Origin of the sequence: Bacteroides sp. 2_2_4 (genome assembly GCF_000157055.1) — a bacterium.
Classification (GTDB): domain Bacteria; phylum Bacteroidota; class Bacteroidia; order Bacteroidales; family Bacteroidaceae; genus Bacteroides; species Bacteroides ovatus.
Genome location: NZ_EQ973355.1, coordinates 165,980 through 181,645, shown reverse-complemented (window position 1 = coordinate 181,645; position 15,666 = coordinate 165,980). Strand labels below are relative to the sequence as shown.

Genomic DNA, 15,666 nt, shown 5'->3' with positions numbered 1-15,666 from the left:
CTGAAATAGATTATCTAATTCCATACAGTTTTTGTCATATCCGAAATAAATCGTATTTTTACGTCATAAAATAAAGGTGTAAATGGTAAAATCTCGTATATTTGATAATACGCAACTATTGAAGGAGCATCCTGAACTTCCTCATTATAAAGAGGAGGTAGTCTGTTTCCGGAGTGAATATAAAGATAGAAGTTATCCGGCAAATGAATGTTATTTCAATCGGGAGCTTTATATGATATTCGTTCTTGAAGGCCGTTCGGAAATTCTACTGAATGGAGAGTTTATTGCGATAGAACCGAATATGTTACTTATTCACGGAGCAAATTATCTCACGGAACATCTTTATTCAAGCCGGGATATTAAATTTATCACTCTCGCCCTTTCCGAATCTATGCGGACGGACGATTCATATCTGACACAAATCACGGCAATCCTGTTGGCAACCATGAGGCGGAATAAGCAATATACGATTCAGTTGACAGAGTATGAAGCTCAAATCATCCATAAGGAGCTGGAAGTATTGATGCATCTGATGAATATTGAACATCATTTCCTTTTCCGGCGTATACAGGCAGCGTGCAATTCTCTGTTTTTGGATATAGCAGATTTTCTTTCCCGAAAGACCGTTATCAAAAAAGAGATCAGTCGTAAAGATCACGTTCTGCAAGAATTTCATGCACTCGTTACCCGTAATTTCAGGGAAGAACATTTCGTGAGCTTTTATGCGGATAAACTGGCTATTAGTGAACAGTACCTGGCACGCATTGTACGTCTTGGAACAGGTAAGACTATCAATAGCCTTATTAATGAATTGTTAGTAATGGAAGCGCGTACTTTATTGAGTTCTACCAAATTTACGGTTGGCGAGATTGCTGCTAAACTGGGGTTTAGTGATGCAGCCGGTTTTTGTAAGTTCTTTAAAAGAAATGCGGGACAGACTCCGTTGAATTATCGGAAAGGATTATTGATTTGAACGGAAAGGATTGCTGAACTGAATGGGGAATTACTGAACTGAATAGAGAATATAATGAATTTAAATAATAAGTTGGCTGATTTGAATAAAAATGGAAGTAGGTTGATGCAACTCAACTGTCCTTAAAGACCGTATACATCAACCTACCTGAATATATAGTGAATGGGTTTGATTTTAACCGATCACTGCTGTGATATCTTCTACAATCTGTTCATCCGTCAGATGATTGGCATGGAGAAACTCCTGTATATCATATCGGTCAACAAATTCTTTTTTAGCTCCAAAGTTCAGAACTTTCATGTTTGTAGCACCATAATAACGGGCAATCTTTTCACCGAAACCGCCATCCAATACACCGTCTTCTAACGTAATCACTAATTCGTGATCTGCTTTCAGTTCATCCATCAGTTCGTTGTCTACACCGGTGATGTAACGCGGATTGATGAGTGTTGCGTCAATATTGGCTTTTTCTTTCAGAAGTGATGCAACCGACTGTCCCAATCCATAGAACGAACCTAAAGCAAGAATGGCTACTTTCGATCCACGATGCGTCACTTTATAGCGATTGAGAACACTATAATCAGTCTCCACCGGTTCCCCACAAGTAATTACATCTGTTGCCGGCACACGGATTGCAACCGGGTGTTCATTTTGGCGGATACTCCATTCTAGCATAGCAAGATATTCCTCTTTGCAAGTCGGTGCCAGATAAACCATATTAGGAGTATTGCTGATGAGCGGAATATCGAAGAAGCAGAGGTGAGTTACATCATTCATTCCGGACAGTGTACCCCAGAATACCAACAAAACAGCCGGGTTATTATTGATACAGAGGTCTTGCGAAAGTTGATCGTATGAACGTTGGATAAATGTACTATACACTCCGTAAACAGGTTTTCCGCCATTGGCTGCGATGCCCGAAGCAAGAGCTACTGCGTGTTCTTCTGCAATGCCGACATCTACAAACTGTTTGCCAGCTTCCTTGCGGCGGTCCGGAGTGAATCCGAGAACGGCAGGAGTACCTGAAGTGATTGTTACCACACGAGAATCTTCTTTCATCTTTTTCAGCAGATATTGAGCGGTTACTTCGCTGTAATCTTCTTCCTCATAACTGACTTTTGCTTCTCCGGTTTCCGGATTGAATGGAGTGCGCCAGTGATAAGTCTCTTTATCCTGTTCGGCACGTTCATAACCTTTACCTTTCAAAGTGTTGATGTGTACTACTATCGGATGCTGAATATCTTTCACTTTGGAGAATGCTTCAATCAACGCCTGTACATCGTTACCGTCATTTACATATATATAATCCAGCCCCATCGCCTTGAAGAAATTACATTCGCACTGACCGTTGCTGTCACGCAATTCTTTTAGATTTCTGTATAAACCTCCATGATTTTCAGCGATAGACATTTGGTTATCATTGACGATAATAATCATGTTGGTGCCAAGCTCTGCTGCATAATCCAATCCTTCAAAAGCTTCCCCTCCGCTTAAGGAGCCGTCGCCTATGACAGCTATGATATTTTCATTGCCGCCTGTGAGGTCGCGTCCTTTAGCCAATCCGCTGGCCAGACTGACAGAAGTGGAAGTATGACCGATAACAAAAAAATCATGTTCGCTTTCTTGTGGTTCGGTATAACCGGACACGAGATTGTATTCTTCCGGATGAAGAAAAGCGTTTTTACGGCCAGTCAGCATCTTGTGTACATAACTTTGGTGCGATACATCGAATACGATTTTATCTTTTGGAGAATTGAATACATAGTGCAAGGCAATAGTTGCTTCCACCATTCCGAAGTTGGGTCCGAAATGCCCGCCATGTTCGCTTAACTTTTGTAGGAGTGACACACGGATTTCATCACTTAGCTCGTTTAGCTCTTTTACCGGCAGCTTCTTTACATCTGCCGGAGAATAAATATTTTCTAAGTACATATCAAACAGTTTTTCTAAATAATGTTTTTACTTATTTCTTTATGACACTGCAAAGATACAGCAGGACTTGAAATCTGTTTGTATATGAATTACGGATTGTTTTACCTATATTACAGTTCCCTTATTTGAGGGACTATATTTTTATGCTAAAGCCTGATTTCTGTATTCATTAGGCGTGCATCCGACGCGTCTTTTGAATAATCTGCAGAGATGTTGCGGGTATTGGAATCCTAACGAATAAGCTATCTGGCTGACGGTTTCTTCCGTATCGACAATACGTTCTTTGGCTAGTTCGATTACTTTGGTCTGAATATGTTCCTGTGGAGTTTTTCCTGTTTCTTTTTTTACCATATCACCAAAGTAGTTGGGGGAGAGATAGACTTTATCAGCAAAGTACTTCACGGAAGGTAACCCGTTTTGTATGGGAAGTTGATCTTGGAAATATTCATCCAGAAGTTGTTCAAACTTTGTAAGAGCATCTTTATTGGCACTGTTCCGGGTGATAAACTGCCGTTCATAAAAACGCATACAGTAGTTCAGTAACAGTTCGATATTCATGGCGATTAATGCTTTGCTATGTTTATCGATACCATGCTCAAGTTCGATACTGATTTTCTTCAGGCAATCCATGACTATTTCCTTTTCCTGATCTGAAAGATGTAAAGCCTCGTTTACTGCATAAGAGAAGAAAGTATATTTCTTAATATCTTTTCCAAGTGAGGTGCCGCGAATCAGGTCCGGATGGAAAATAATACCATAAACAGCCGGATTGATTTCATCTTCAATGGTACTCACACCGGCTGTCTGACCTGGGGCAAAACAGACAATGGTTCCTTCTTGGTAATCATAATACTGACGACCATATTTAATGTCACAGCTCTTGCTCTCTTTTAGGAAAAGAGCATAAAGACCATAGTTCATCTGGATATGGTTAACTGTTTTCGTTGCTTTGGTCAAGTCGATGACACTAACCAAAGGATGCAATGTTTCCAGTCCGTACAGTTCGTTATACTGATTTACATTCTCTAGTTTTATAACTTTATCCATGGCTTTTGGTATTTGGAATCGGTAACAAAGATACAGATAAATGTTCTGTTTTCATAGTAGGGAAATGACTAATCTGTAATTGGGGTTATCATACCCGTAATCCGTCTACAACGGCTTCTTTATATTCTTCTGACCTTTGCCATGTTAAATAAAACTTGATGAATCAGAGGAAATTAATAAAAGAGAGAATATGGATAGAAAGCATTTTTTGAAAAGCGTGTTACTAACAACCGGAGGCGTACTATTAGGTGGTACGACTATTTATCGGTGTTTGAATAGTAAAGAAACGACAGACACTTCACTTCCTTCGCTAATCGATAAAACACATCAGGGAAATATGAAAAAGATACTTGTAATAATGAGTGCAGGCACAAAACGCGGCAATACAGACCGACTGACCGATGCATACATTAAAGGATTGGTAGAGCGCGGACATTCTGTGACGAAGGTTTATCTGGGTAGTATGCGGATAGAAGGGTGCCGGGGATGTGGAGTTTGTCAGCGTCTTGCACATCAGTGTACTGTTCGCGACGACATGCAGGATATATATCCTTTGTTTGCGGAATGTGATACAGTGGTTATGGCTTCTCCTCTTTACTTTTGGACAATCACGGCAAAGCTGAAATCGTTCATTGATAGACTTTATGCCATTTCTGTCGATGATAAATATCCTCAAAAAGATTCGGTATTACTGATGACAGCCGGTGATGATAATGATACGACCTTCGAACAGCCCATACGATATTTTCGTCTTCTCAATCAGGCGTTAGGTTGGAATGAAGTGGGATTATATTGTGCCGGCGGTTGTACCGGATGCGAGAAACTGGCACGGCAGATTGATAAAGTACATCTTGAAAACGCCTATAAAATGGGATTGGAATTATAAATAGCATATAGTAACTATGGAACAAAAAAATAAATTAAAACTCAATTCGGGCGGTTTGCTCGTCTTTATCCTTACGGTCGGTGTATTTGGAATTATAAACACCGAAATGGGAGTAGTGGGGATCCTGCCCTTGATAGCCACAACTTTTAATGTTTCCGTACCTCAAGCCGGCTGGACGGTAAGTGTTTTCGCATTGGTGGTGGCTGCGTCAGCCCCTGCGACACCTTTATTATTTTCGGGGATTAACCGGAAGAAAGTAATGTTGCTGGCATTGGGATTGTTTACAATAAGTAATGTAATATCCATGTTCACCTCTAATTTCACAGTATTGTTGATTGCACGGATACTTCCCGCTTTCCTGCATCCGGTATATGTCTCTATGGCTTTTACGGTAGCCGCGGCGTCTGTCAGCAAGGAACAGGCTCCCAAGGCTGTTTCTAAAGTCTTTGTCGGTGTGTCCGCCGGCATGGTGCTGGGCGTTCCGGTGACCAGTTATATTGCCAGCGAAGTTTCGTTCTCCATGGCGATGTTGTTTTTCACTGTTGTAAACGCATTAGTCTTTGTTGCTACGATTCTGTTTATCCCTTCCATGCCTGTAAAAGAAAAAGTATCTTATGGTGCACAGCTTAGCGTATTGAAGAAAACAACGATGTGGTATTCAATTATTGCTGTTACCTTGATTAATGGAGCTATGTTCGGATTCTTTAGCTATATGTCGGATTACCTGAAAAAAGTAACGGAGGTCTCATATAATGTGATAAGTGCAGTGTTGCTCGTATATGGTTTGGCAAATATTGTGGGTAATGTGATGGCGGGAAAACTGCTATCAATAAACGCCAGGCGTTCAATTATCCTCATGCCTTTTGCGTTATTGGTTTCATATATCTGTCTGTTCATTGTTGGAGAATGGATTGGAGCTATGGTAATTGTCATCCTTATTTTAGGCGTATTGGCGGGTATAGCAAGTAATAATATGCAATATATGATAACAGATGCCGCTCCCGAAGCTCCAGACTTTGCCAATGGAATGTTTCTGACTTCAGCCAATTTAGGAACAACGATTGGTACAGGTATATGCGGAACTTTTATTACGGAAATGGGCACACGATATTCTGTTTTCGGCTCGTTGCTTTTCCTGATTGCGAGTATTGTATTCGTTTATCTGCGGGTTCGCGTAGCGCATATCCGGAAGCAGGTTAATATCAATATTGTAACAGAATAATAAAAAAATATAATCCGTAATTGGGGTTATTATGTCAGTAATTCATCTACAAACGGTCTCTTTCTTTCATCGTATTTTTGTAATGTAGAAAGTAGACAATCAATTCTTTAATAATTAAAAATAAGAGATATGAAACGGATTTTATTATTAACAACTGTATTTATGATGATGCTTGGAACTAGTTTTTCTTCTGCACAGACAGATGCAGATAACTTTTATAAAAGTGATTTGGTAAGTGTGGAGAAAGTTTCTTTTTCCAACCAGTATAAAATGAAGGTAGCCGGAAATTTGTTTCTGCCTAAGAATATGAAAGAAGGGGACAAATACCCTGCAATCATTGTCGGACATCCAATGGGAGCTGTCAAGGAACAGAGCGCGAATCTTTACGCAACGAAAATGGCCGAACGGGGTTTTGTAACACTCTCCATAGACCTGTCTTTTTGGGGTGGGAGTGAAGGCGAGCCGCGCAATGCTGTTCTGCCGGAAGTTTATGCGGAAGACTTTAGTGCCGCAGTTGATTTTTTAGGTACCCGTCCGTTTGTTGACCGGAATCTAATTGGAGTAATCGGTATTTGCGGCAGTGGAAGTTTTGCTATCAGTGCAGCGAAAATAGACCCTCGCCTTAAAGCCATTGCGACAATCAGTATGTACAATATGGGTACGGCTAGCCGTAATGGGTTAAAACACTCATTGACATTGGAACAGAGAAAGCAAATAATGGCTGAAGCGGCAGAACAGCGTTATGCTGAATTTTTAGGTGGAGAAACTAAATATACAGGTGGTACTGTACATCAACTGACAGAAAAGTCCAGTCCGATTGAACGGGAGTTTTATGAGTTCTACCGTACACAAAGAGGAGAATTTACCCCCGACGGAGCAACTCCTATGACCACCACTCATCCTACACTTTCAAGTAATGTGAAATTTATGAATTTCTATCCTTTCGAAGATATTGAGACTATTTCACCCCGCCCTATGCTTTTCATTACCGGTGAAAATGCCCACTCACGTGAATTTAGTGAAGACGCCTACCGATTGGCTGCCGAACCTAAAGAATTGTATATAGTACCCGGTGCCGGACACGTAGATCTTTACGATCGTGTGAGCCTTATTCCATTTAATAAACTGGAATCCTTCTTTAAGGAATATCTAAAGAAATAAGTTTTAATACTATAAATATGAGATACTATATAATAGCAATTCTTACTATGCTGACATTATCGATCGGTTCCGCATCATGTAGCGAAGATGAACCCATACAGGGAACAGGTCAACAAGTGATTCCGGGTAATGGTTCTGGTTCCGGTGATAATGGCAGTAACAATAATGGCAATAATCCCGATGATAATGACGACAATAACGATGATACCCCAGTGAGCAATAATCTTAAAATAACAATCGGACCTGTTTCATTCAATGCCACATTGGAAAATAATGAGACTGCGAAAGCATTTAAGAGACTACTCCCTATGACAGTGGATATGTCTGAACTGCATGGTAATGAAAAATATTATTATCTGTCGAATGGTTTGCCGACAGCGTCGTCCAATCCCGGGACTATTCGGACAGGTGACTTGATGCTTTACGGTTCCACTTGTGTGGTCCTATTTTATGAAACCTTTTCCACTTCATATACTTATACCCGTTTAGGACGTATAACAAATCCTTCAGGACTGGCCTCCGCCCTTGGTTCAGGAGGCGTAAATGTAACTTTTGAAATAACAGATTAAAGAATAAACTAATGGAACAAATAAGAAATAAAGAATATGGAGGCGAACGTCCTCTGTTCGCGACCCACGACCTTCAACTGGAAGATGTAACAATTCACGCCGGTGAATCTGCATTGAAAGAATGTAGTAATATTATAGCAATCAACTGTCGCTTTGAAGGAAAATATCCTTTTTGGCATACCAACGGATTCATTGTGAAAAACTGTCTCTTTACAGAGGGAGCCCGTGCTGCTCTATGGTACTCTCAAAGTCTGCAAATGGCAGATACCTTGGTAGAAGCACCGAAGATGTTCCGTGAAATGGACGGAATAAAACTCGAAAACGTGCAGTTGCCTAATGCTTTGGAAACGTTTTGGTATTGTCGTAATATAGAGCTGAAGAACGTACAGATTGATAAAGCGGATTACCTTTTTATACACAGTGAGAATATTAAGATACAAAACTATGCCCAAAACGGGAACTATTCGTTCCAATATTGCAAGAATGTAGAAATCCATAATGCAGTTATCAACTCCAAAGATGCTTTCTGGAATACGGAAAATGTAACAGTCTATGATTCCGAGTTGAACGGAGAATATCTGGGATGGCATTCTAAAAACTTACGTTTGGTAAATTGCAGGATTTCGGGGACTCAACCGCTTTGCTACGCACATGATCTGGTGATGGAAAATTGTACGATGGCAGAAGATGCTGACCTTGCTTTTGAACACAGTAGTGTGAAGGCAACGATTAAAAGTCCCGTTCATAGCGTAAAAAATCCTCGTACGGGAAGTATTGTTGCCGAAAGTTTCGGAGCAATCATTTTGGACGAAAATATTAAATCACCAGCAAATTGCGAATTGAAACTTTGGGATGATCTAACCTGTTTTAATTGAAATATGAAGTATAAATTCGATGAAATTATTCCACGCAGAGGAACGAATTCTTATAAATGGGATTCGGCTGAAGATGCGGATGTATTGCCGATGTGGGTAGCTGATATGGATTTTCGTACGGCTCCCCCTGTCGTGGAGGCACTGAAGAAACGGGTGGAACATGGAATTTTCGGATATGTATGTGTACTTGATGCATACTACGAGGCAGTTGTAAATTGGTTTGCTCGACGACATGCCTGGCGGATGGAAAAAGAGTGGATTATTTATACCACCGGTGTTGTGTCGGCAATATCTGCTGTGATTAAAGCATTGACAGTGCCTGGAGATAAAGTAATGGTGCAGACACCTGTATATAACTGTTTTTTCTCCTCTATCCGTAATAACGGATGCGAGATGATTGCCAATCCTTTGGTATATAGAAACAGGGGCTATCAGATTGACTTTGATGATTTGGAGCGGAAAGTTTCAGACCCGAAGGTCAAACTTCTGTTGTTATGTAATCCGCACAATCCTGCCGGAAGAGTGTGGAGCAAACAAGAGTTAAGGCGGATAGGTGAGATTTGTATTCGAAATAATGTCTTTGTGGTTGCGGATGAGATTCATTGTGAATTGGTATTTCTGGGGCATGAATATACTCCTTTTGCTTCTATATCAGAAGAGTTTCTTATGAATTCGGTAACCTTTGTTTCGCCTAGCAAGGCTTTTAATCTGGCAGGGCTTCAGATAGCCAATATTATTTCTGCAGATGCAAATGTACGGGTGAGAATAGATAAAGCGATTAATATAAATGAAGTTTGTGATGTGAATCCTTTCGGAGTGGAGGCGTTGATGGCTGCTTACAATGAGGGCGAAGAATGGCTGGAAGAACTTAAAATCTATTTGTTTGCGAATTACATCTATTTAAAAGGTTATTTTGATGAATATCTTCCGGAATTTCCCGTAATGATGTTGGAAGGTACATATCTGGTTTGGGTGGATTGCTCGGTCTTGAATCAAACGTCAGCAGAAATAGTAAAAGACTTGTTGAAGAAAGAAAAACTTTGGGTGAACGAAGGCAGTCTGTATGGAGAGACTGGTGAAGGGTTTATCCGTATCAATATTGCGTGTCCGCGACAGCGGTTGATAGAAGGATTAAACAGATTGAAGCGGGTACTGAAATCATAAATACGAATGAAAAGAAGTAGTTAGAAAAAAGAACGCTCAAACGGTAAATATAACATACTCCGTTTGAGCGTTTCTCTTATTAAGAAATCTTTTTGGAATGATGGGGGAGAAAACGATAAGTTATATCCTCCATTATTCCATTTTCTATGTGGTACAACCGTTGATTGGTCGTTTCAGATTTTAATCCTCCCAGAGACTCGATGTAAGGTCCCAACTTTATATATTGGAAATGAGATACATCAAAGTGCTCCGGCAGCTTGCTCTTCCCGGAGTACCATCCGACTTTTACCGGAGTGATGGTCTGCTTGTGTAAAAAAGCAGCTAATTGTTCCACTTCTGCGGGTGAAGCATCACCGCCCATGAAACAGACACAGGTAATTGCTTTTCCATATTTACCGAGCAGGGTAGAAAGACTTTCTTCCGTCAACGGTTCTCCTACGTCCTCCATTAGATATGCACTGTGGCACCCTTTACAATGGTTGGGGCAGTTGGAGAGGTTGATGGCTAATGTTACCTCATCCGGTATCTCCTGAAAAACAATATCATAATCAGCGTACCGAAGCATAATATCTTAAATCGGCCTCCTTTTGCCGTGCTTGGGAGAAATTGCTGATACGTTTCATATATCCGATGACGCGGGTCAGATAATCCACATTCTCGCTGTGACATTCGGGACATTCATGCAAATATCGTTTGTCGATATGATGGCATTTGTTACATACTGTATTCGGAATATTGAATGTGAAGTAGTTGCAACCTTCGGTAGCGGCAACACGAAGCAACTGCCGGTATTGCTCTTTGCTAAGATGCTCTTCCAGATTCATGTGCAAAGCCGAACCACCCGTCAGATGCTCGATATAACGATGCCCGTGCAGGCGGAATTTATCGACAATGTTCAGCGATTTGTCTTCTACAATATAGAAATAGCTGTTGTAACATTCGCGGTAAGTCTGGAATCCGGCTTCCTTGTCCCATTTCGCGTGTTTCACACCCACATTTTCGGCAGGAATCATTTCGCAGTTGAAAAGTACTTCTTTGGTACGATATTTCTTATTGTATTTCTCAATCATGCCGAGAATCTCCTGCACAAAAGCCTCGTATTTCGGATTGTCGTTGATGTCGATTCCCATAAATTGGGCTGCTTCCACCAGTCCGTTCACGCCGATAGTCAGATATTGGCGGCTCATATTGATATAACCCGCATCAAACAAAGGTAACATACCCTTTGCCTGCAATAATTTCAGGTTCTCATTATAGGCAAGCTGTACTTTGTGAACCAAGTCTACTACTTCTTCCAGGAAGAAAGGGTAGAGAATACCTGATTTTACAGCATGCTGTATACAACGGTTCAGATTGATGGTCAACACGCTCTTCGAACCGGTAGAGACTCCTCCGGCTCCCAATGTATAGCTAAAGCCATTGTCCTGTATTTCATTACGCAGACGGCAGCAGCTACTCAAAGAGTCGGCATTGTCACTCATATAGGTGAAGAATGAATGTCCTTCGGCATACATTTCAGCGGTGAAGTCGCCATATTCCTTATCCAGTACATCGCCGTCTTTGGTCAGGAGTGCCATTGTCTCTACAGGGAATGTCAGAACGGTGCGTGTACGCTCCTCATTAAACCATTTCATAAAACGCTTCTGCAACCAGCTAAGCGAACCCCAGTCGGGTTTGCTTCCGTCGGGGAAAACAAAGTGCTCGAAAAGGCTATTGAAATAATACTTGTCATAATAAGCCACATTCCAGAAAACTGCTTGGAAATTGCGGGCACCCGTAGGCTGGTTGATGGAATATACGATTTGCTCGAAACAGTCTGTGATGATTTTATCGATCGATCTTTGTTTCAGAGACAAGTCTGCCAGTTTATCAGGGTGTTTATAATAGTCCTGTCCGTATTCCAAACCTATGAAATAGTTCATGTACATCAGGAATTCAGGAGTGGCACATGCGCCGCTTAGCATACTGGATACGATAAATACCATGTTGATAAATCCTCCGCAGAAGGATTTCAGATTGGTCGGGGCGGTAGAATTGCCTCCTACTGCTGTTGTTCCTGCTATCAGCCAGGGATACATAGTAATACTGGCACAGTAGTTTGCCAGATTGGTTTCATCATTTTTGTAGATGAAGTGATGATTCAGGAGTTCCAAATAACGGTCGGAAGCCTCTTTACCATACATATCCCTCAAACGGTCTGTCAGCAGGCGGCGGTTGAGGCGGATGAAATTGGATTTGGGCAGTTCTCCTATCAGCGTGGCGATATTCTTGTTTTCCACATTGGCGTTGGCATCGTACTTGCTACCGCTGGCAGGGTTGGAAGCATCGCAATAATCCATGAGGAATTTAAGTTTGTCTCTGACTTCACGGTCTTCCAAATGTTTTTGACGATACAGCATATACGCTTTGGCCACGCTGTAATAATGTTCTGCCATCAAGGCGACTTCCACCTGGTTTTGGATTTCCTCTACGTTTGTTCCGTCACTGATACTGACACGGCTTAACACATTGGTTATCACATCTTGCGTAGCAAAACTACCTACTGATAAAAATGCCTTGGATATGGCATTTTTGATTTTGTCGAGGGAAAAAGCTTCTTTTTTTCCGTCTCTTTTGATAATGAATATCTCCGAACTAATCATACCTATATTTTAAGAATTAACAAAATAGATTTAGTGCCTACATAGTTATTCATGCACGACAATTTCTGGAGACTTGTAATAAAATGGACCTGTACGATTCGTTCTATTGCCTTTCACCCGAAAGCCTGGAATAACGGAAATTTTATCGGCAGGTCTTCTGACTTGTTTTTGTTGTGGCGCCTTCCCGATCCGTTTCATGAATCAGTGGCAAATGAATGCCATAACATTTCTCTTTTTTATGAGAGAGATAAAACTTACAGCTACGGGGATAGTTCTGGATTTTCACTGGATTCCCTTTTAATTCCGTCTGGTGATAATGCCATTCCGGAAACCGATGTTGGCGGCAAAGTTAGAAATTAAATCAAGATTCCAATTGAAAAGGAAGAAAAATATTCGCTCTTTATCAGAACGATATATGGCATTAACAACCTGATAACTTTCCGTTTATGTTCTATTCTTCGTATTTTAGTAGAGTCCGGTTTATGTATTTCCTGCCTGATGGATGAATGAAAGTGTAGAATAATGAAACAAGATGCATAATGGTTAGCGATGTTGGGATCCCTTTCTCTTCAGGGAATGAGGCGTTTGCATTGATGTTTCCATATTTTAGATTTTTCGAAAGCATAATAGATGTTAATAGAGCTCATGGCTTGCGAACTAATTTTTGATATGATATGTTGTTTAAAGTGAATAACGAATTAAAAAATGAACTAGAAAGTTAGACATGAACAAACAATACATTTCTAATGATTTAGCAGATAAAACATTACATTTAAAACTTATGAATATGAGAAAATCTATTATTTTATTAGCTTTTATATTGGGTGGCTTTACAGTAGCAAATGCCCAATCAGTTGTAGAAGGTACCAAACTTACAGATAATTGGTCTGTCGGAGTAAATGCCGGTGGAGTTACTCCCCTTACTCACAGTGCTTTCTTTAAAGGTATGCGTCCCACTTTTGGAGTGGGAGTCTCAAAGCAATTAACTCCTATCTTCGGTTTGGGATTCCAAGGAATGGGATATATCAATACCACATCCAGTAAAACGGCTTTCGATGCTTCGGATGTCAGCGTATTGGGTAAAGTCAATTTGATGAATCTATTTGCAAGTTACACGGGCGAACCTCGTTTGTTTGAAGTGGAAGCTGTGGCCGGAATGGGTTGGTTACATTATTATGTGAATGGCGATGGCGATCAGAACTCCTGGTCTACGCGTTTGGGATTGAATTTCAATTTCAACTTGGGTGAAAGTAAAGCATGGACATTAGGAATCAAACCTGCCATTGTGTATGATATGCAAGGTACTTACCCTGAAACAAAGAGCCGTTTCAATGCTAATAACGCAGGTTTTGAGTTGACAGCCGGATTGACATATCACTTTAAGACAAGTAACGGAACACATCATTTTGCCAAAGTGAGAGTATATAATCAAGCCGAAATTGACGGACTGAACTCTTCAATCAATGCACTTCGTGCAGATGTAAACAACAAAGATGGTGAGATCAGCAATGCAAACCAACGTATCAACGGATTGCAGGAAGAACTTGAAGCATGCCGCACAAAAGTGGTTCCGGTGGAGACTGTAGTGAAAACCGCCCGTGTACCCGAATCTATCATTACTTTCAGACAAGGTAAATCGTCAGTTGACGCTTCACAACTTCCTAATGTGGAACGTGTAGCTTCTTACCTGAAGAAATATGCTGATTCTAAAGTGGTTATTAAGGGATACGCTTCTCCGGAAGGTAGTGTTGAAGTGAATGCCAGAATTGCCGCAGCACGTGCAGAAGCTGTAAAAACGATCTTGGTCAACAAGTATAAAATCAGTGCATCTCGTATCACTGCTGAAGGTCAGGGTGTAGGCGATATGTTTACTGAACCGGATTGGAACCGTGTAAGTATATGTACTATTGAAGATTAAACTGATATATTACAGAAATAGAATAATGAAGGCTGCCCCAAAAGGCAGCCTTTGTTGCATATCTTGGGTTGTATTTTTGAATACTCTGAAAGTTTAGTAAACAGATTTCTTTGTACATTACATAAAATGGTTATTTTTGCAGGTATTGTTCATGCGCGTTCTGTGTTGAGTGTGCAAATATCAACCATTAAAAACTGTATTATGAAGAGAGTATTCGTTTTTCAAGATTTTAAATCGCAGAAATTCTGGAGCATAGAGGTAGTCGGAACAGATGTTACTGTAAATTATGGTAAGTTGGGGACCGACGGACAAACACAAGTGAAAAACTACGCAACGACTGAAGAAGCTGAAAAAGCAGCCAGCAAACTGATTGCGGAAAAGACCAAAAAAGGGTATGTAGAAACTGCTGAAGAAACTGCACGTGAAATGAAAGTGGAAGCCAAGAAATATACTTTGAGTTATGATGAGTATGAAAACAATGTGAATCTTCTGGATAAGATATTGAAAGATAAACATCTCTCTGAATATAAACAAATAACAATCGGTTGTTGGGATTATGAGGGTGGCGACTGTTCTGCCTTATTGCAGGGAATGATTGAAAATAAGGAGAAGTTCGCACAAATAGAAGGCTTGTTCTGGGGAGATATTGAGCAGGAAGAACAGGAGATTTCATGGATTGAACAAGCTGATATTAGTCCGCTGCTCGATGCCATGCCTAAATTGAAAGATCTGAAAATCAAAGGAACCAATAATCTGCGTTTGGGAAAGACTTCACGGCCGGAGTTGCGGTCACTCGAAATTATCAGTGGTGGCCTGCCTACCGAAGTGGTAGAAGATATTCTTGGTTCTGATTTCCCCAATCTGGAAAAACTGATTCTATATGTTGGTGTGGAAGATTATGGATTTGAAGCTGATATTGAGATATTCCGTCCGTTGTTCTCCAAAGAACGTTTCCCGAAGCTGACTTATCTGGGGATCGTCAACTCTGAAGAACAGGACAAGATTGTAGAAATGTTCCTGGAGTCGGATATTCTTCCCCAACTTGAAACAATGGATGTTTCGGCTGGTACTCTCAAAGATGAAGGTGCCCAATTATTGCTGGATAATATGGATAAGATCGCTCATTTGAAGTTTATCAATATGCGCTATAATTATTTGAGCAAGGAGATGAAGAAACAGTTGCAGAGTCTCCCTATGAAAATAGATATTGCTGAAACTGAAGAGGCAGATGAATATGATGGTGAATTGTGGTATTACCCGATGATTACAGAATAGGA

The 15,666-nt window shown here is 40.6% G+C and carries 13 protein-coding genes and 1 riboswitch; of the genes, 9 read left to right on the top strand and 4 right to left on the bottom strand.

All coding sequences use genetic code 11. The features are described 5' to 3' along the window. Positions 1–82: 82 nt before the first annotated feature. Entirely contained in the window at positions 83–973 is an 891-nt protein-coding gene (locus BSCG_RS26350) for a helix-turn-helix domain-containing protein (protein ID WP_004304051.1), read from the top strand. A 174-nt stretch (positions 974–1,147) separates the two neighbouring features. Here BSCG_RS26350 and BSCG_RS26355 read toward each other — a convergent pair whose 3' ends face one another. Together BSCG_RS26355 and BSCG_RS26360 are read right to left on the bottom strand one after the other, a co-directional pair. Beyond that, on the bottom strand, positions 1,148–2,905 hold the full coding sequence (locus BSCG_RS26355) for a 1-deoxy-D-xylulose-5-phosphate synthase (RefSeq protein ID WP_008774607.1): 1,758 nt from the start codon (positions 2,903–2,905) through the stop codon (positions 1,148–1,150). Between the two features lie 141 nt (positions 2,906–3,046). Continuing rightward, positions 3,047–3,952, bottom strand: a complete 906-nt coding sequence (locus BSCG_RS26360; protein ID WP_004297072.1) for a helix-turn-helix domain-containing protein — start codon at positions 3,950–3,952, stop codon at positions 3,047–3,049. Positions 3,953–4,142: 190 nt separating this feature from the next. Here BSCG_RS26360 and BSCG_RS0127075 point away from each other — a divergent pair, with 190 nt between their 5' ends. From BSCG_RS0127075 to BSCG_RS26385, 6 genes are all read left to right on the top strand, one after another. Continuing rightward, positions 4,143–4,838, top strand: coding sequence for a flavodoxin family protein (locus BSCG_RS0127075; protein ID WP_004309708.1), 696 nt, complete (start codon positions 4,143–4,145; stop codon positions 4,836–4,838). Between the two features lie 16 nt (positions 4,839–4,854). Then, positions 4,855–6,060 carry an MFS transporter gene (locus tag BSCG_RS26365; protein ID WP_004309707.1) on the top strand — a complete coding sequence of 402 codons (1,206 nt, stop codon included), beginning with the start codon at positions 4,855–4,857 and terminating at the stop codon, positions 6,058–6,060. A 129-nt stretch (positions 6,061–6,189) separates the two neighbouring features. Next, positions 6,190–7,221 carry an alpha/beta hydrolase gene (locus tag BSCG_RS26370; protein ID WP_004326669.1) on the top strand — a complete coding sequence of 344 codons (1,032 nt, stop codon included), beginning with the start codon at positions 6,190–6,192 and terminating at the stop codon, positions 7,219–7,221. 17 nt (positions 7,222–7,238) lie between these two features. Continuing rightward, on the top strand, positions 7,239–7,790 hold the full coding sequence (locus tag BSCG_RS26375) for a cyclophilin-like fold protein (RefSeq protein WP_032844245.1): 552 nt from the start codon (positions 7,239–7,241) through the stop codon (positions 7,788–7,790). An 11-nt stretch (positions 7,791–7,801) separates the two neighbouring features. Continuing rightward, complete coding sequence (locus BSCG_RS26380) at positions 7,802–8,665, top strand: DUF3737 family protein (protein WP_004309705.1); 864 nt, start codon at positions 7,802–7,804, stop codon at positions 8,663–8,665. A gap of 3 nt (positions 8,666–8,668) precedes the next feature. Next, entirely contained in the window at positions 8,669–9,829 is a 1,161-nt protein-coding gene (locus tag BSCG_RS26385; protein ID WP_008774606.1) for a MalY/PatB family protein, read from the top strand. A 79-nt stretch (positions 9,830–9,908) separates the two neighbouring features. On the opposite strand, the gene nrdG is transcribed toward BSCG_RS26385, so the two are convergent. Continuing rightward, entirely contained in the window at positions 9,909–10,394 is a 486-nt protein-coding gene (nrdG, locus tag BSCG_RS26390) for an anaerobic ribonucleoside-triphosphate reductase activating protein (protein WP_004297064.1), read from the bottom strand. Continuing rightward, complete coding sequence (gene nrdD, locus BSCG_RS26395) at positions 10,378–12,471, bottom strand: anaerobic ribonucleoside-triphosphate reductase (RefSeq protein ID WP_008774605.1); 2,094 nt, start codon at positions 12,469–12,471, stop codon at positions 10,378–10,380. Before nrdD ends, nrdG begins: the two co-directional genes overlap by 17 nt. Positions 12,472–12,600: 129 nt before the next feature. Beyond that, positions 12,601–12,822: riboswitch (cobalamin riboswitch) on the bottom strand. 430 nt (positions 12,823–13,252) lie between these two features. Here nrdD and BSCG_RS26400 point away from each other — a divergent pair. Beyond that, positions 13,253–14,389: an OmpA family protein gene (locus BSCG_RS26400; RefSeq protein ID WP_008774604.1), complete on the top strand. Its 1,137-nt coding sequence runs from the start codon at positions 13,253–13,255 to the stop codon at positions 14,387–14,389. A gap of 201 nt (positions 14,390–14,590) precedes the next feature. Next, on the top strand, positions 14,591–15,664 hold the full coding sequence (locus BSCG_RS26405; RefSeq protein WP_004321288.1) for an STM4015 family protein: 1,074 nt from the start codon (positions 14,591–14,593) through the stop codon (positions 15,662–15,664). Positions 15,665–15,666: the final 2 nt, after the last annotated feature.